The following is a 16,660-nucleotide window of genomic DNA, read 5'->3' as shown; positions in this document are numbered from 1 at the left end:
TCTTCGGCGTCGGCGGTCATGCCCGGTGGCCCGCGACGATGCGCAGCGGGAGCCCCGGCCGCTCGACGGTCTCCAGACCGGTCAGCCCGGCCGAGGCGAGGATCTTCCGGTACATCGTCGGGGAGTGCAGCTCGCCCTCCCGGGTCCAGGCCAGCATCAGCAGGTTGAGCATGTGGGCGTGGTAGTCCCGGGCGGGCGGCCGATCCCCTGTGGTGAAGCCGACCACCACCACCCGGCCGCCCGGCCTGAGCCGCTCGGCCAGCCGCCGCACCAGGTCGATGCAGCGCCGGGCGGAGAACTGGAACAGGAAGTTGCCGAGCACGATCACGTCGTACTCCCCGTCCGGGTCGGTCTCGAACGCGTCGCCGGGCAGATAGCGGACGCGGTCGGCCAGCCCCGCCCGCTCCGCGTGCCCCTTCGCGACCTCGAGCACCTGCGGCCAGTCCAGGCAGGCGACCGTGGCCCGGGGGTCCTGCTCGGCCAGGGTGAAGCCGAACAGGCCGTGCCCGCAGCCGATGTCGAGGATGTCGAGCGAGTCACGTTCCTTCGCCCACGGCAGGACGGTGTCCGCGACGAACTGGGCTCCGGGCCGGGTCGCGAAGGTCAGATGGGTGGCGAAGTCCACCCAGTACGGGAAGTCCGGCGACTCCCCGTTGGTGTCCAGGAGCGTGCCGCCGTGGCGGACGACGTCGGCGAGGTCACGCATCGTGTCCCACTCCCAGTCGCTCGCCGCGACGTTCACGATGCCGCCGCTGTACTGCGGGCTGTCGGTCACGAGCAGCTCGCGCGCGCCCTCGGGGAGGCTGAACTGCTCCCCCTCCGCCACCAGCAGCCCGGCCGCGGCCAGGGCCCGCAGCAGGACGCGGGTGCCCCTGGGGTCGGTCCGCAGGATCGCGGCGACGTCGTCGGGATCGGCGGGACCCGCGGCCAGCGCGTCGAAGACCTTCAGGCGGATCGCGGCGCGCAGCAGATACGTCGCCTTGAAGGCCGTCATCATCTCGAGCAGCCGCTCACGGCTGACCGGGGCATCGGTGTCGGACATGATCTCCTCCGTGGTGCCGGGCACGTGGTCGTCAAAGGTGGCACTGCGGACTCGAACCGGCGTCAACCCTGGGTTGAGCGGTCCAGGGACTGTCCGGCGGAGCACGCCGGCCGCAAAGGAACGGCATCTCGTCCACGCAGGTGAGCGGGGCGTGGTGCGTCCGGTTGCAAAGCGGAGGAGGCTGTGACATCCGCCGCAGCCGCGGCGGGCGACGCGAGGGGGTCCCCCGCTCGAGCGAAGTCGAGAGTGGGGGAGCCGGTGACCGGCGGCGACGCCGCAGAGGGGCGCGCCATGCCCCGCGACGGCGGCGTGATCCGCCGACGGGCCCTGGCCCCGTCGAGCGCCGCGCGAGCGGCCCGGCGCACTGTCCTCATGCGCAGGTGCCGACACTCCCGCACCCGTGCATCGGAGCGTTCCGCGGCTCGACGAGGAGGCATGGATGAAGCAGCGCGGCAGGACGTGGTCGAGGTGCGCGGAGGCGCTGATCGACCGGTGCGTACGGCCGTTCTGGGCGGGGCTGGTCGTACAGGGGCGGCTGATGGCGGGCGAGCCCCACTGGCTCCACCCGTACGATCCGCAGGCTGTCGCCGCACTCTGGCAGCGCCTCGACGGCCCCCCACCGGGCCATCCAGAACGGCTGTGCGCGGAGCCCTTCCCGGCGGAGCTGGAACGGATGCTGCGCGGCAGGTGACGGCAGAGCACAGCGGCCCGGTCCGCCGGGAAGGGGAGCCGGCGGGCCGGGCCGCTTGCGCGGTGATCGGACGATCAGTCGCGCGTGGCGATGAGCATGTGCACATTGGTGCCGGCCATGAGGTCCTCCTGGCCGTCCTTCACCGTGAATCCCTTGTCCTGGAGCAGCGTGCGGACGTACGCGAGCCGTCCCTCGACGTCGTGCACCTCGGTCACCACCCGGCGGACCTTCGGCCACAGCTGCTCCGGCACGCCCTCGAGCACATCCAGCTCGGCCCGCTCCACGTCGATCTTCAGCAGGGCGACCTCGTCGACCCCGTGCCGCTCCGCCAGCTCACCGACGGTCACCACGTCCACGGTGGACACGATGCCCTTCTCGAAGGTCGCCGCGATCGAGTCGTGGTGCAGCTCGATGAACTCCTCGCGCATCCCGGTGGTGCGCATGTACGCCTTGCTGATGTTGATGTTGTCCTCGACATCGGCGTACAGCGTGGAGTTGGCGGGCGACTCCGGGTAGTACGTCAGCTCCATGGTCCCCGGGGCCTTGCCCACGGCCGCGTTCACCGCGACCGCGTCCGGCACGTACCGCTCCAGGTTGCGCCGCAGGGCCGCGAAGCACGACGGGGCCGGCTCGGCGGAGATGATGCGGATGCCCGGCACCAGGTCGGCGTACACCATGGCCGTCAGGCCGATGTTGCCGCCGATGTCGAGGACGACATCGCCCTTGGAGAGGCCGCGTATCCCTTCGAGGTAGTACTCGTCGCCCTTCACCGCGTGCCAGAGCATGACCGCCTGCTCCGCGCTCGGCGCGACGATCTCCCGGCCGTCTGCCAGCTTGGCGGTCTCCAGCTCGCCGGCGATCGGCTGCTGTTCGGACATGAAACCCTGCCTCTCTTGTGACGGTTCCCAGCCTCACGATGGGGCTGGGCGATCGAACTCGGCTCGCGGGCGCCTCAAGGTCCGCGGACGGGCCGGCGGGCGCGTGGTCCCCTCCGGGCTACCAGAGGGAGTGCATGCAGGCGACGAGGCTGCGGGCCTGCATGTTGACGTAGCCGTTGTGCTGGTGGAGCTCCATGAGCTGGCCGAGGGTCGCCCACTGGAAGTCCGGGGGCACCTCGGCCGGGAAGGCGTCGTCCACCTCGACGACGAGATAGCGGTTGCGGGCGTGGTGGAAGCGGCCGCCCTCCTCCGACTGGACAACGTCGTAGTGGATCCGCTCCCGCGGCGCGTCGAGCACGTACCGCAGATACGGCGGGTCGTCGTCCGGTGGGGCGAGGTTGTCGTGCGGGTTCGCCTGCACCGTGGGGCCCAGCTCCGCCGTGTCGCGGCAGCCCGGCTCCACCGTCGTGCGCAGCAGTACGTGCAGGACGCCGTCGATCCTGCGGGCGAGGAAGGCGACGACACCGACGCCGTTCGGTTCCAGCAGCGGCTGGGTCCAGCTGCTCACCTCGCGGTTGCCGGAGTGCACCGACACCGCGACGATGCGGAAGAACCTGCCGTCCTCGCGGGCGATCTCGTCCGCGGACCGGTGCCAGTCGGGGACCTCGGCCAGCGGAATGCGCCGGGCGGTGAGCGGGTGACGCAGCCGGGTGTCGTTGATCCGGCTCGCGAGCGAGACGGTGGTGTGCAGCGCCCCCGCGTCACCCGGCGCGAGCGAGCGGCGGAGCACCGCCTGGAGGGCGGTGGCGCCGGAAAGGTCGCCGAGTTCACACGGGTCGGTGAACCGTATGCACGACAGCACCGACCGGCTGTCCATGTTGACCAGGTCGGGCACGGCCAGCAGGCGCCGCAGCTGTCCCAGCGTCAGCCAGCAGAAGCCCTCGTGCACGGGCAGGTCGCCCGTCACCTCGACGACCATGTTGCGGTTGCGCTTGTGGAAGAACCAGGAGCCCTGTTCCGACTGCAGGACGTCCACCAGGACCGTGGAACTGCCGGGCCTGGTGAAGTGGTCGAGGTACAGAGGGGTCTTCCCCTTGTGCACCGTGGTGAAGTTGCTCCTGGTGGCCTGCACGGTCGGCGACAACTGCAGCCGGTTGACGTTGCCGGGCTCCATCTTGACCTGCATCAGGCAGTGCAGGACGCCGTCGAACTCCTTCACCAGGATGCCGAGGATGCCGACCTCCGGCTGATGGATCACCGGCTGCCGCCATACGCCGTGGGCGGGCGAGCCGGTGTGCGCGGTCACGCCCTCGACGGTGAAGAACCGCCCGCTGTCGTGGCCCAGGTTTCCCGTCGCGTCGTCGAAACTCCACTGGTCGAGTTCCTTGAACGCGATGCGCTCGACGTGCGACGCCTCGCGGCGGCCCATCTCACCCAGCCACGCGTGGAACTGAGCGTCCGTCACCACCCTGCCGCAGTCGGCCAGCGCGGAGAGCGTGAACCGGCGCTCCGGGCCGTCGCCGCGCCGCGCCGGACGCGGCCCGGCCGGCGTGGCACGGGTGCTGGTCACGGACACGGCGACCACCCCCCCTCGCGTGCCGCACGGGCGGCGGCGTCGAGCACCTGCTGGCCCCGGTGCCCGTCGCCGATCGTCGGCAGGCCCGGCACATCCCGGCCGCAGAAGGCCGCGATCATGTCGGCCGCCTGCCGGGCCGAGCCGGTCCGGTGCACCAGCATCAGCTCCTCGAACGAGCCCGGCCGTGTCCCCCGCGTGTCCACCCCGTCCGCGGGTACGACGACGGGACCCTCGCCGGCCCTGGCCAGCACCACCTCGGTGGGCCGGTCCGAGGTGAAGGTGACCGCGCCCCTGCTGCCGACGACGTCCAGCTCGTGGTGGAAGCGCCGGTGGGGCGTCGGGGGCAGGATCCTGCTCAGCACGACCGACGCCCGGATGCCGGAGGCCAGTCGGAGCGTGGCGGTGCAGTCGTCCCAGTTGCGCACGGGCACCGGGCGGCCGGACTCGTCCGGGCGCTCGGCGACGACCGTGACGGCGTCCGCGCTGACCGAGCTGATCTCCCCGCCCAGCCAGCGCACCAGGTCGACCGCGTGCGGCCCCAGATCGCTCAGCACCCCGTACGCGTACTCGGCGTCGTCGTAACGCCAGGTCCACGGCGCCGACGGATCCCCCGACAGCGCGGCCCGGGTGACGTAGCGCAGATGGCGGATCTCCCCGATCTCACCCTCGACGACCAGCCGCCGCAGTGTGCCGACCGCGGGATGCCAGCGCTGGGTGAAACCGACCATCGTCCGTACGCCGGCGCAGTCACGCACCATACGTGCGGTGTCCTCGGCGTTCCCGGCCAGCGGCTTCTCGCAGAAGACGTGCAGCCCGCGGCGGGCCGCGGCGGCGACGGCCGCCGGGTGCGCCGCGGGGGACGAGCCGATCAGCAGGGCGTCCAGCTCGGTCTTCTCCAGCATGGTGTCGAGGTCGTCGAAGGACTCCGGGATGCCGTTCTCCCGGGCCGCGGCGGCCGCGCGACCGGCGTCGCGACCGCACACCGCCCGCACCTCGACCTCGTCCGATGCCAGCAGCGGCGGCAGCAGATACCGCTGGGCCCACCAGCCGTGACCGTGCAGCCCGATCCGCAGAGGCGTCTTCATGACCGGCATCCCCTCACAGGGCCCTCGACGGCAGGCCCGCCCGTCGGGCGGCGGCGGCGAACACCTCGTACGTCGGCGGCAGCGCCTCGACCGCCGCCACGTAGCGGGCCCGGTCCTGCGCGAGCCGGTCCCGGGTCGCCGGGTCGTGCAGCAGCGCCTCCAGACCGCTCACCACCCCCTCCTCGTCGAGGAGTTCACGGCGCGCGATGGCGTCCGGATAGCCGTTGCCCTTGAGCAGCGGCTCCATGAACGCGTGCAGGCCCTTGGGCCACAGCCGGAAGGGCTCGATCGGCACGGTGTGCCCGAGCCAGGTCCGGGCCGCAGGGCCGAGCCCGCCCAGCTCGCCGTCCACTGCCTCGATCGCCGCCGCGTCCGGCACATGGAAGCGGTTGGTGAGGAGCATGGCCGGGATGTCCATGAGGAGCGCCCTGATCACCGTCACCGCGTTGGTGGTCAGCGACAGCACCGCGTCCGACGCGCACAGCAGCGCGTGGTACCGGTCCGGCGGGCACAGCGGCAGCAGGTGCAACTGCTCGGCCGGCAGCGCCCGGAACGGGGCCGGCACATGCTGCCCGATGAACAGGAAGTGCGTGTTCGAGGGCAGCCGGCGCAGATAGGAGGCGAGCAGCCCCGGCACGCCGTCCGCGAGCCGGGTGATCATCTCCGTCATGCCGGGCTCGTCCTTGCCCGGCTGCTGCCAGGCGGACACCGGGACCATCAGCAGCCGGTCCGTCGCGGCAAGGCCCAGCTCCGCACGGACCGCCCGCCGACCGGCCTCGGACAACCGCTGCTCGGGAGGCAGGATCCGGTACGGGAAGCCCCGCCCGGAGGCCCCCGCGTCCAGGTGGCACACCGGGACCGGCCGCAGATGGGCGGGCATGTCGAGGATGCGCCGGCTGACCTCGCGCTCGTACTCCCGGCCGCACACATCGAAGCGGAAGGAGGTGTTCTCCCACTCCCAGATGTCGATGGGCAGCACGGGCAGCTGGTAGTCGTCGAGGAACCAGGGATCGGTGTGGAACCGGCGGATCAGGGTGCCCCAGTAGTTGAGGTAGTCGGCGAGCACGAAGGCGTCGGGCTGGACCTCGCGCACCACCGAGTCGATGACGTCCCGGACTTTCCGCCCCTGCTCCGGTTCGACGACCGTGTAGGGATAGCCGTGGTGCCGGATCAGTGCCTCCGCCGCGCGGGAGATCACGTAATGGCTCTCCACGCCCGCGGTGCGGAGCTGATTGGTGAGGCCGATGCCGATGAGTGTGTCCCCGTAGGCCACGGTGGACAGTGCGAAGTTGAGTACTTTCATCCCGTTCTTCTCCCGGTGCCCGTCAGGGCCTCGATCGATGGGTCGGCCCCGCCCCTTCTCGGGTGCCATGAGGACCGAGAGTGGGAAGTCGCGCTCAAGGGCCGCTCGACGCACCTCGGTTCGCGGTCCGCGGTGGCGTCCGGCGGCAGGGGCCTCGAGCGGATGTCGAGTTCCCGTTCAGCGCCGCTGGTGATGCTCGCGGCATGCGTACTTCCCCCTCCGGCGGCGGACGGGCCGCGGTGATCTGCGGGCTGGGCGCGTGGCTGCCGCCCCGGGCCGTCGGCAACGACGAGCTGGCCGCCCGTATCGACACCTCCGACGAATGGATCCGCTCGCGCACCGGAATCCGCACCCGGCACTTCGTCTCCCCGGGCATGCCGACCTCCCGGCTGGCGACGGAGGCCGGCGCGCGCGCCCTGGCGTCGGCCGGGCTCGAAACCGTGGACGCCGTCGTGCTCGCCACCACCACCCCGGACCGGCCGTGCCCGGCCACGGCTCCGCTGGTCGCGCACCGCCTGGGCCTGACGGGGCGGCCCGCGTTCGACGTGTCGGCGGTGTGCACGGGATTCCTGTACGCGCTCTCCACAGCGTCGGGGCTGATCGCCGCCGGCTCGGCCGACAGCGTTCTGGTCATCGGCGCCGATGCCTTCAGCACGATCGTCGACCCCGAAGAGCGGTCCACGGCCGTGGTGTTCGGCGACGGCGCGGGCGCGGTCGTGCTGCGCGCGGGGGAGTCGGCGGAACCGGGCGCGGTCGGCCGGGTCGAGCTGGGCGCCGACGGGTCGCTCACCGACCTGATCACCGTGCGCGCCGGCGGCTCCGAGACACGCTCGACGGACGTGCCGCCCACCCGTGCCGACGCCCACTTCTCCATGGCGGGGCAGGAGGTCTTCGCCCACGCGGTGACCCGGATGGCCGAGGCGTCCCGCACGGCGCTCGCGGACGCCGGATGGCGCACGGAGGAAGTGGACCGGCTCGTCGGCCATCAGGCCAACTCGCGCATCCTGCACGCGGTGGGGGAGCAGCTGGACGTCCCCCGGGACCGGATCGTGATCCATCTCGACAAGGTCGGCAACACGGCGGCCGCGTCGATCCCGCTCGCCCTGGCCCATGGCCAGTCCGCCGGCGAACTCCTCCCCGGCGCCCGCGTGGTGCTGACCGCCTTCGGCGGTGGCGCGACCTGGGGAGCCACGGCACTGACCTGGCCCTCCCTGAGAACCGTCTGAAAACCCACTGATCCCACACGTTCACGCCACCTGGAAGGGCGACCGACATGAGTGACGCCACGCAGCCGACGTTCGAGCAGATCGCAGAGATCATCGTGGAGAAGTTCGACGTGCCCCGTGACCGGATCGTCTCCGACGCCGTGCTCGAGGACATGGAGCTGGACTCCCTGGCCCTCATCGAGGTCGCGCTGGCGGTGAAGAAGCAGTTCGGCTTCGACGTGCCGACGGAGGACCTCAAGACCAGCGGAACCGTCGCCGACCTGTACGACGCCGTCACGACGGCCTTCCGCGCGTCATGAGCGACCGGTCGGTCTTCGTCACCGGAGGCAACCGGGGCATCGGCCTGGCCATCGCCCGGGCTTTCGCGGAGCAGGGCGACCAAGTGGCGGTGAGCCACCGCGACGGACCCGCGCCCGAGGGCGTCCTCGGTGTCCGCTGCGACGTCACCGACGCCGCCTCGCTGGACGCCGCGTTCGCCGAGGTCGAGCGGGTCCACGGGCCGGTCGACGTGCTGGTCGCCAACGCAGGAGTCACCCACGACAAGCTGGCCGTCCAGATGACCGACCAGGACTTCACCGTCCCGCTCGACACCAATCTGGTGGGGACGTTCCGGGTGGCGAGGCGGGCCGTTCCCGGCATGCTCGCGAACCGCTGGGGGCGGATGGTGTTCGTCTCCTCCGTCATGGGCACGCTCGGCTCCCCCGGGCAGGCGAACTACGCGGCGTCCAAGAGCGGGCTGATCGGGCTGGCCCGGTCCCTCGCCCACGAACTGGGCGGACGCGGGATCACCGTCAACGTGGTCGCCCCCGGATTCATCAGCACCGACATGTCGGCCGGGGTCAGCGACCGTCGGCGCGAGGAGCTGATCTCCATGACGGCCCTGCGACGCGCGGGCACTCCCGAGGAGGTGGCGAGCGTGGTCCGCTTTCTCGCCGGCGAGGAGGCGTCCTACGTCACGGGCGGCCTGATCCCGGTCGGCGGCGGCCTGGGGATGGGCTCGTGACCGGGTTGCTCGCCGGGAAACGGCTGCTGATCACCGGTGTCCTCACGGAGACGTCGATCGCCTTCCACGTGGCCCGGCTCGCCCAGCAGGAGGGCGCACGGATCGTGCTCACCTCCTTCGGGCGCGCGATGTCCATCACGCAGAGCATGGCCGAACGGCTCCCGCAGCCACCGCAGGTGCTCCGGCTGGACGTCACCGACGAGGCGGACCTGGCCGGACTGGCCGAGGCGGTGCGCGCCGAACTGGGCGGCCTGGACGGCATCCTGCACTCGGTGGCCTTCGCCCCGCAGACCGCGCTCGGCGGGGCCTTCCTCGACACCTCCTGGTCCGACGCGGCGACGGCACTGGAGATCTCGGCCTACTCCCTCAAGTCCCTGGTCACCTCCTGCCTGCCGGTGATGTCCGAGGGGGCCTCGGTGGTGGGGCTCGACTACGACGCCGGGCAGGCGTGGCCGGGATACGACTGGATGGGGGTGTCCAAGGCGGCGCTGGAGTCCGTGACCCGCTATCTCGCGCTGTACCTGGGCACGCGGCGCATCCGCGTCAACCTCGTGGCGGCCGGCTTCGTCCGCACCATGGCCGCCCGGGCCATCCCGGGCTCTCAGCGCTTGGAGGACATCTGGAGCAGCCGGCCTCCGCTGCCCTGGGACGTGCACGATCCCGCTCCCGCGGCCCGGGCGTGCGTCGCCCTGCTGTCGGACTGGCTGCCCATGACCACCGGTGAGGTGCTGCACGTCGACGGCGGACTGCACGCCGTCGTCACCTGACCGACCCACCGACGACGACGGACGAGGACATGGAGGCGACGCGGTGACCACGGAAACGATGCCCGCCGACGCGCGCGGACGGATCGCCGAGCTGCACGAGATCCGTGCGCAGGCGTTGGCCGGCCCGAGCGAGAAGGCGACCGCGGCGCAGCACGCCAAGGGCAAGCTGACCGCCCGGGAGCGGATCGAGCTGCTCCTGGACCCGGGCTCCTTCCGGGAGGTCGAGCAGTTGCGCCGGCACCGCGCGACCGGTTTCGGCCTGGAGGCCAAGAAGCCGTACTCCGACGGTGTGATCACCGGTTGGGGCACGGTGGAGGGTCGTACGGTCTTCGTCTACGCCCATGACTTCCGGATCTTCGGCGGTGCGCTGGGCGAGGCGCACGCCACGAAGATCCACAAGATCATGGACATGGCCATCGCGGCGGGCGCGCCACTGGTGTCGCTGAACGACGGTGCGGGTGCCCGTATCCAGGAGGGTGTCTCGGCGCTGGCCGGTTACGGCGGCATCTTCCAGCGCAACACCAGGGCGTCCGGGGTGATCCCGCAGATCAGCGTGATGCTCGGCCCGTGCGCGGGCGGCGCGGCGTACAGCCCGGCGCTGACGGACTTCGTGTTCATGGTCCGCGAGACCTCGCAGATGTTCATCACCGGCCCGGACGTGGTCAAGGCGGTGACGGGCGAGGACATTACCCAGAACGGCCTGGGCGGCGCGGACGTGCACGCGGAGACCTCCGGTGTGTGCCACTTCGCGTACGACGACGAGGAGACGTGCATCGCCGAGGTGCGCTACCTGTTGTCGCTGCTGCCGCAGAACAACCGCGAGAACCCGCCCCGGGTGGAGTGCACGGACGCGGTCGACCGTCGTAGCGAGGTGTTGCCGGACCTGGTCCCGGCGGACGGCAACCGGCCGTACGACATGGCGAGGGTGATCGAGGAGATCGTCGACGACGGCGAGTACCTGGAGGTCCATGAGCGCTGGGCGCGGAACATCGTGTGCGCGCTGGCCCGGCTGGACGGCCAGGTGGTCGGCATCGTCGCCAACCAGCCGCAGGTGCTGGCCGGTGTGCTGGACATCGAGGCGTCCGAGAAGGCGGCACGCTTCGTGCAGATGTGCGACGCGTTCAGCATCCCGCTTCTCACCCTTCTCGATGTGCCGGGCTTCCTCCCGGGTGTCGACCAGGAGCACGGCGGGATCATCCGGCACGGCGCGAAGCTGCTGTACGCCTACTGCAACGCGACGGTGCCGCGGATCTCGCTGATCCTGCGCAAGGCGTACGGAGGCGCCTACATCGTCATGGACAGCCAGTCCATCGGCGCGGACCTGACCTATGCCTGGCCGACGAACGAGATCGCCGTGATGGGCGCGGAGGGCGCCGCCAACGTCATCTTCCGCCGTCAGATCGCCGGGGCCGACGACCCCGACGCCATGCGGGCCCGCATGGTCAAGGAGTACAAGTCCGAGCTCATGCACCCGTATTACGCGGCCGAGCGCGGCCTGGTGGACGACGTGATCGACCCCGCGGAGACCCGCGAGGTCCTCGTCGAGTCCCTCGCGATGCTCCACACCAAGCACGCCGACCTGCCGTCCCGCAAGCACGGCAACCCCCCGCAGTAACCCAGCGGATCCTTCGCGGTACCCCCGCGGAAACCTCGTCCACGGAGACTGACACCCATGAACCTCCCTGACATTCGCGTCGAGAAAGGTCACGCCGAGCCGGAGGAAGTCGCCGCCATCACGGCGATCCTGCTCGCCCGCGCGGCCGTCCGGCCCTCCGCCCCGACCCCGGCCCACCGGGGCCGCGCGAAGGCGGGCTGGCGCCGCCTGGAGCGCGAGCCCGGGTTCCGGGCACCGCACAGCTGGCGCTGAGTCTTCAGCTCGAACTGGAGATACTGCCGTGGCGCCCGGGGGCCGGCCCGGCGGCGGGACCCGTGTGAGCTAACCGCGATCCGCCCCGTCATAAGCCGGCGCGCCAACCTGGACTTATTCAAGAGTGGGCTTTCATTCGTGCGTGCGTGCCCGGCGTTGGCCCCGGACGGTCGCGAGGGCAGGGATCGGGGCGGGGTGGCGGTGGTGTGCGGTGGTCACTGCGATCGCGGATCACCGTGGAGGCCGTCTACACCTTTGAAGTGCCAACCCGCCAGTGTTCGAACCGGCATCGCTGTCTCGCTGGTCGCGAACGTCGCAGCCGTTCCCTGCAGTCGGCTCACGGCGGACAGGTGATGCGCCCCGGCCGCCTGTCAGGTACGGCGGGATCCCGACGGATTGGCCGTCCACTTGCTCGCCCCGCGTGCCCGCGTCGAACTAACCGCTCTTCAGGAGGGGACGGCGGCCGAGGTCGAGCAGGCCCTGCGCACGCTGGACAGCGACCATCTGGGCACCGGATATCGCCCGGGCTTCGGGTACACCGACGGATACGAGGCCGTGAGCCGTCTGATCGAGCCGATCATCGAGCAGTACGAGGCCGATGTCCGTCGCCGTCCGGCGCTGGGCATGCCTGACGCGGCCGAGGCCGTGGCCCTCGGCGTACTCGACGGCCTGGACGCCTGCGAAGGCGACTACGACGGCGACGAGGTGCTGTGCTACGCCGTGGAGGGTCTCGCCGAGACCTACGGGTACAAGATCCGTGAACTGATGCGCACCGCAGGCCGAGCCGTGGAGTGGACCCGCCCTGCCCCTCATGTGTCTCACCGCACAGCCGAGGGCCGAACCCGCCGACTGCCAGCTCACCGCCCTGGAACACCTCTACGACCACGCGAGCGCGACCGGCATCGCCCTCCCATCAAAGATCAAGACAGCGAGTCAATGATCCGCAGGCCGTAACCTTCCGGCATTGGGCTCATAGGCCGGGGTGGAAACCCCGAGGTTACGGGCTGACTACATGCCAGCCTGACGAGGCGGCACCTCGATCACCCGGTTACAGGTTCCGCGGCATCGAACCGCTCGGCCGCCTCCAGCCGCACCCGCTTTTGCCTCTCCTGCTCGGCGGGGGTCAGCTCGCCTTCTTGCGCGTACCGCACACAGTCGTACCCTGAGACAAAGACCGTGGTTTTCTGTTTGGCGGCCACTGTTCAGGAGACCAGGATTGGCTACGGGGACGGGGCAGATCGAGGCGGGACTGGCCGCGAAGTTCGGTGTGATCTTTCCGCACCTGGATGAACGGCAGCGGCGGTTGCCGATGGGGGCGGAAGATGCATGGCCAGCCCCTTTCCGCTGCGGCCGAGGGAAGCGTTGTGATTGTCGATCTAGTCGGCCGGATCAGACCGTTGAGTAAGGCCAGCCAAAACCGCCACGGTCAAGGTGGGCGATCACTTAGCTGTGTTCCGGCCCCAGCTCCCATAGCAGTCCATGTAAGTGCGTGGACCTCTTTCATGTAGTTCAGCGCGCCTGCATCGACCACTCTGATTTTGCAAGGGACCCAGCTGATGGGGAACTCCCACGATGTCTTGATCGCTGATCCGGCTGGCAATCTGATCACTCTCGCCAAATGTGAGCAACGCTTCGCGGAGGTGCTGGCCGATATCGTGGGCACCGAGCACGTGTCGGTTGACAGCCATTTCTTTGATGATCTCGGTGCCGACTCGATGTTGATGGCCCGTTTCTGCGCCCGGGTGCGCAAGCAGGCCGATCTGCCTTCGGTGTCGATGCCGGACGTCTACAAGCACCCGACGATTCGAGGGCTTGCGGCCGCCCTCGCCGGCGACGTCTTGATCGCTGATCCGGCTGGCAATCTGATCACTCTCGCCAAATGTGAGCAACGCTTCGCGGAGGTGCTGGCCGATATCGTGGGCACCGAGCACGTGTCGGTTGACAGCCATTTCTTTGATGATCTCGGTGCCGACTCGATGTTGATGGCCCGTTTCTGCGCCCGGGTGCGCAAGCAGGCCGATCTGCCTTCGGTGTCGATGCCGGACGTCTACAAGCACCCGACGATTCGAGGGCTTGCGGCCGCCCTCGCCGGCGACGTCTTGATCGCTGATCCGGCTGGCAATCTGATCACTCTCGCCAAATGTGAGCAACGCTTCGCGGAGGTGCTGACCGATATCGTGGGCACCGAGCACGTGTCGGTTGACAGCCATTTCTTTGATGATCTCGGTGCCGACTCGATGTTGATGGCCCGCTTCTGCGCCCGGGTGCGCAAGCAGGCCGATCTGCCTTCGGTGTCGATGCCGGACATCTACAAGCACCCGACGATTCGAGGGCTTGCGGCCGCCCTCGCCGATACCAAAACCGACACCAAAACCGACCCCAAAACCGACACCAAAACCAGGCCTGCCTCGCAGCCAGCAACTCCGGTGGCTCTCAGTGAGCCGCCGAGGCGGGCGCGCAATGGTGAGTACGTCCTCTGCGGGGCGTTGCAGCTCCTGTTCCTCCTCGGCTATCCCGCCCTTACCGTGAGCGTCGCGGTGAAGGGCTACGAATGGGTCTCGGCCAGCCCGAACCTGGTCGACACCTACCTGCGGGCGGTCGCGTACGGCGGCGCGATGTTCCTCGGCCTCTGCGCCCTTCCGATCCTGCTCAAGTGGGTGCTCATTGGCCGGTGGAAGCGGCAGCAGATCCGCGTCTGGAGCATGGCGTACTTCCGCTTCTGGCTCGTCAAGACCCTGGTCCAGCGGAACCCGATGGCGCTGTTCGTCGGTTCACCGCTCTACGTTCTCTACCTGAGGGCACTGGGCGCGAAGGTCGGGCGCGGCGCCGTCATCTTCTCCAGGAACGTGCCCGTGTGCACCGACCTGCTCAGCATCGGCGACGGCGCGGTGATCCGGAAGGATTCGTTCTTCAACGGCTACCGGGCCCACAACGGCATTATTCAGACGGGCGCGGTCAGCCTCGGCAAGGACGCGCTTGTCGGCGAGATGACGGTGCTCGACATCTGGACCTCGCTGGGTGACGGGGCCCAGCTGGGGCACTCCTCCTCGCTGCACGCCGGACAGACCGTGCCCGACGGGGAGCGCTGGCACGGCTCCCCCGCGCAGCCGACCGACGTTGACTGCCAGCGGATCCCCACGATGGACGTCAGCACCCGGCGACGGGTCGTCTTCGCGACCTTGCAGCTGGTGAACCTGCTTCTGGTGGGTACGCCGCTGACGTTCGTCGTGGTCCGCGCGCTCACGAAGATCCCGCAGCTCGTCACGCTGTTGGCCGCGGGACCGGTCTCCTTCACGAGCTGGGCGTTCTACCGCGACGACGCGCTGGTCATATCCGCCGTGTCCTTCTTCGGCGCGTTGCTCGTCGGCCTCGTGTTCGTGGGAACCGTTCCGCGCGTGCTGAACCTCTTCATCAAGCCGGACAAGGTCTACCCGCTGTACGGATTCCACTACTGGATCCACCGCGCGATCGCCCGCACGACGAACGTCAAGTTCTACAACGTTCTCTTCGGCGGCACCTCCTACATCGTCCACTACCTGCGTTGGCTGGGCTACGACCTTCGCGGGGTGCGGCAGACCGGTTCGAACTTCGGCGAAATGGTCAAGCACGACACCCCGTTCCTCAGCGCGGTCGGCAGCGGAACGCAGGTCGCGGACGGGCTGTCCCTCATCAATGCCGATTTCTCGAACACGTCGTTCCGGCTGTCCCGCGTGTCGATTGGGGCAGAGAACTTCCTTGGGAACATGATCACCTATACCGCGCAGGGCAAGACGGGCGACAACTGCCTCCTCGCGACGAAGGTCTTGGTTCCCCTCGACGGACAGCTGCGGGAAGGCGTAGGCCTGCTCGGCGCGCCCAGCTTCGAGATCCCGCGGTCGGTCAAGCGCGACCAGCAGCTGGAGGTGGATAGCGAGGACGAGCTGCGCGACCGCCTCCGGGCCAAGAACGTCCACAACAGCATCTCCATGGCGTTGTTGCTGCTGATGCGCTGGATCTTGTTCTTCGTCGGCACGGTGCTCTACCTGGCCGCCATCGACCTCTGGGCCTCCCTGGGTGTGCTCGCGTTCGCACTGGCCACCGCCGGGATCTTCGTCTTCACTGTCGCCTACAACGTCCTGATCGAACAGCTGATCCGGCCGTTGCAGGCCTTGCGGCCGCAGGGTTGCTCGATCTACGACCGCGCCTTCTGGCGGCACGAACGCTTCTGGAAGCTGTCTAACAACAACTATCTCAACGTTTTCAACGGCACCCCGCTCAAGAACGTGCTCTGGCGGCTGGCGGGTATGCGAATCGGCCGCCGAGTCTTCGACGACGGCTTCCGCGCGCCCGAGCGGACGTTCGCCACGGTCGGCGACGACTGCACCCTCAATGCGGACAGCGTCATCCAGTGCCACTCGCAGGAGGACGGCGGATTCAAGTCCGACCGCACCGCGATCGGTGCCGGCTGCACGCTCGGCGTCGGCGCATGGGTCCACTACGGCGTGACGATGGGCGACGGCGCGGTGCTGGCCACCGCCTCCTTCCTCATGAAGGGCGAGGAAATGCCACCGCACGAACTGTGGGGCGGAAACCCCGCCAAGAAGATGCGCGAGCAGTCGGCTGACCTTCAGGTGCGCGGGATCAGTCTCGACGACTGCGCCGCCGTGCTCGTCCGCGGCGACTGACACCGGGCAAACGTGGAACGTAGGGACGATTCGATGGACAATCGGGTTGAAACCGGCCGGGAGTCCTGGCGGGCTGTCCTGCGGGCGGGCGGCGCGGCCGCGATCCCGCGGTGGACGCTCGACCCGGCACCGGGCGTCGCCGAGCACGTCGCGACCCTTGATGACGACCTCGCGGCAGGCGTGCGCCGGCTGGCCTATGAGCTGGAGCTGCCGCTGCACTCGGTGGCGCTGGCCGCGCACTCGAAGGTGCTGGCGGCGCTGTCCGGCGAGCAGGACGTGGTGATCGGCTACGCGGCCAGGCCCGGTGGGCGGCCGCTGCCCTGCCCGCTCACGACCGAAGCCCGCTCCCGGCGGTCGCTGCTGCAGGACACCGCTCAGGTCGAGTCGGACCTGCTCCAGCACAGGGACTTCGCGGTGGACGAGCTCAAGCGCGAGCTGGGCGTGGCCGGGCCGGCGTTCGAGACCGAGTTCGACCGGATCGGCAGCCTCGACACCGGCGGCAAGATCAGCACTGACCTTGCCGAGGACGCCGTGCTCCGGGTGGCGCTCGCGACCCCC

At 69.7% G+C, this 16,660-nt stretch carries 14 protein-coding genes; 9 read left to right on the top strand and 5 right to left on the bottom strand.

All coding sequences use genetic code 11. The annotated features are described in order from the left end of the window. Positions 1–16 precede the first annotated feature (16 nt). Complete coding sequence (locus tag QRN89_RS14735; RefSeq protein ID WP_290349849.1) at positions 17–1,042, bottom strand: class I SAM-dependent methyltransferase; 1,026 nt, start codon at positions 1,040–1,042, stop codon at positions 17–19. Positions 1,043–1,481: 439 nt separating this feature from the next. Here QRN89_RS14735 and QRN89_RS14730 point away from each other — a divergent pair, with 439 nt between their 5' ends. Further along, on the top strand, positions 1,482–1,733 hold the full coding sequence (locus tag QRN89_RS14730; protein WP_290349848.1) for a DUF6059 family protein: 252 nt from the start codon (positions 1,482–1,484) through the stop codon (positions 1,731–1,733). 74 nt (positions 1,734–1,807) lie between these two features. On the opposite strand, the gene QRN89_RS14725 is transcribed toward QRN89_RS14730, so the two are convergent. From QRN89_RS14725 to QRN89_RS14710, 4 genes are all read right to left on the bottom strand, one after another. Then, positions 1,808–2,611, bottom strand: coding sequence for an FkbM family methyltransferase (locus tag QRN89_RS14725; RefSeq protein ID WP_290349847.1), 804 nt, complete (start codon positions 2,609–2,611; stop codon positions 1,808–1,810). Between the two features lie 118 nt (positions 2,612–2,729). After that, the gene (locus tag QRN89_RS14720; protein ID WP_290349846.1) at positions 2,730–4,181 is read right to left on the bottom strand and encodes an NDP-hexose 2,3-dehydratase family protein; all 1,452 of its coding nucleotides are present in this window, start codon (positions 4,179–4,181) and stop codon (positions 2,730–2,732) included. Beyond that, positions 4,178–5,272, bottom strand: coding sequence for a Gfo/Idh/MocA family protein (locus QRN89_RS14715; RefSeq protein ID WP_290349845.1), 1,095 nt, complete (start codon positions 5,270–5,272; stop codon positions 4,178–4,180). Before QRN89_RS14715 ends, QRN89_RS14720 begins: the two co-directional genes overlap by 4 nt. A gap of 13 nt (positions 5,273–5,285) precedes the next feature. Then, entirely contained in the window at positions 5,286–6,575 is a 1,290-nt protein-coding gene (locus tag QRN89_RS14710) for a DUF6365 family protein (protein ID WP_290349844.1), read from the bottom strand. Positions 6,576–6,778: 203 nt separating this feature from the next. Here QRN89_RS14710 and QRN89_RS14705 point away from each other — a divergent pair, with 203 nt between their 5' ends. The 8 genes from QRN89_RS14705 (at position 6,779) to QRN89_RS14670 (ending at position 16,102) form a co-directional block, all read left to right on the top strand. Next, positions 6,779–7,801: a beta-ketoacyl-ACP synthase III gene (locus QRN89_RS14705; RefSeq protein WP_290349843.1), complete on the top strand. Its 1,023-nt coding sequence runs from the start codon at positions 6,779–6,781 to the stop codon at positions 7,799–7,801. A 47-nt stretch (positions 7,802–7,848) separates the two neighbouring features. Continuing rightward, complete coding sequence (locus QRN89_RS14700; protein WP_290349842.1) at positions 7,849–8,100, top strand: acyl carrier protein; 252 nt, start codon at positions 7,849–7,851, stop codon at positions 8,098–8,100. After that, a complete protein-coding gene (gene fabG / locus QRN89_RS14695; RefSeq protein WP_290349841.1) occupies positions 8,097–8,804 on the top strand; it encodes a 3-oxoacyl-ACP reductase FabG in 708 nt (235 codons plus the stop codon). The genes QRN89_RS14700 and fabG overlap by 4 nt, the downstream gene beginning before the upstream one ends. Then, a complete protein-coding gene (gene fabI / locus QRN89_RS14690) occupies positions 8,801–9,571 on the top strand; it encodes an enoyl-ACP reductase FabI (protein ID WP_290349840.1) in 771 nt (256 codons plus the stop codon). Before fabG ends, fabI begins: the two co-directional genes overlap by 4 nt. 58 nt (positions 9,572–9,629) lie before the next feature. After that, positions 9,630–11,186: an acyl-CoA carboxylase subunit beta gene (locus QRN89_RS14685; RefSeq protein WP_290353712.1), complete on the top strand. Its 1,557-nt coding sequence runs from the start codon at positions 9,630–9,632 to the stop codon at positions 11,184–11,186. Between the two features lie 57 nt (positions 11,187–11,243). Next, positions 11,244–11,438: an acyl-CoA carboxylase subunit epsilon gene (locus tag QRN89_RS14680; protein WP_290349839.1), complete on the top strand. Its 195-nt coding sequence runs from the start codon at positions 11,244–11,246 to the stop codon at positions 11,436–11,438. A gap of 396 nt (positions 11,439–11,834) precedes the next feature. Then, the gene (locus tag QRN89_RS14675) at positions 11,835–12,392 is read left to right on the top strand and encodes a hypothetical protein (RefSeq protein WP_290349838.1); all 558 of its coding nucleotides are present in this window, start codon (positions 11,835–11,837) and stop codon (positions 12,390–12,392) included. 626 nt (positions 12,393–13,018) lie between these two features. Continuing rightward, positions 13,019–16,102 (top strand): Pls/PosA family non-ribosomal peptide synthetase, encoded by a 3,084-nt coding sequence (locus QRN89_RS14670; RefSeq protein WP_435833302.1) that lies wholly within the window; start codon positions 13,019–13,021, stop codon positions 16,100–16,102. The last annotated feature ends 558 nt before the right edge of the window (positions 16,103–16,660 follow it).

Source organism: Streptomyces sp. HUAS CB01, assembly GCF_030406905.1.
Classification (GTDB): Bacteria; Actinomycetota; Actinomycetes; order Streptomycetales; family Streptomycetaceae; genus Streptomyces; species Streptomyces chengbuensis.
Note: the sequence above shows the minus strand (reverse complement) of the source record. Positions and strands in the feature narration are given on the sequence as shown.

Coding starts and splice junctions, on each gene's coding strand:
- QRN89_RS14730 (WP_290349848.1), top strand. CDS start 1,482: ATGAAGCAGCGCGGCAGGACGTGGTCGAGGTGCGCGGAGGCGCTGATC.
- QRN89_RS14715 (WP_290349845.1), bottom strand. CDS start 5,272: ATGAAGACGCCTCTGCGGATCGGGCTGCACGGTCACGGCTGGTGGGCC.
- QRN89_RS14710 (WP_290349844.1), bottom strand. CDS start 6,575: ATGAAAGTACTCAACTTCGCACTGTCCACCGTGGCCTACGGGGACACA.
- QRN89_RS14685 (WP_290353712.1), top strand. CDS start 9,630: ATGCCCGCCGACGCGCGCGGACGGATCGCCGAGCTGCACGAGATCCGT.
- QRN89_RS14705 (WP_290349843.1), top strand. CDS start 6,779: ATGCGTACTTCCCCCTCCGGCGGCGGACGGGCCGCGGTGATCTGCGGG.
- QRN89_RS14700 (WP_290349842.1), top strand. CDS start 7,849: ATGAGTGACGCCACGCAGCCGACGTTCGAGCAGATCGCAGAGATCATC.
- QRN89_RS14680 (WP_290349839.1), top strand. CDS start 11,244: ATGAACCTCCCTGACATTCGCGTCGAGAAAGGTCACGCCGAGCCGGAG.
- fabG (WP_290349841.1), top strand. CDS start 8,097: ATGAGCGACCGGTCGGTCTTCGTCACCGGAGGCAACCGGGGCATCGGC.
- QRN89_RS14735 (WP_290349849.1), bottom strand. CDS start 1,042: ATGTCCGACACCGATGCCCCGGTCAGCCGTGAGCGGCTGCTCGAGATG.
- QRN89_RS14725 (WP_290349847.1), bottom strand. CDS start 2,611: ATGTCCGAACAGCAGCCGATCGCCGGCGAGCTGGAGACCGCCAAGCTG.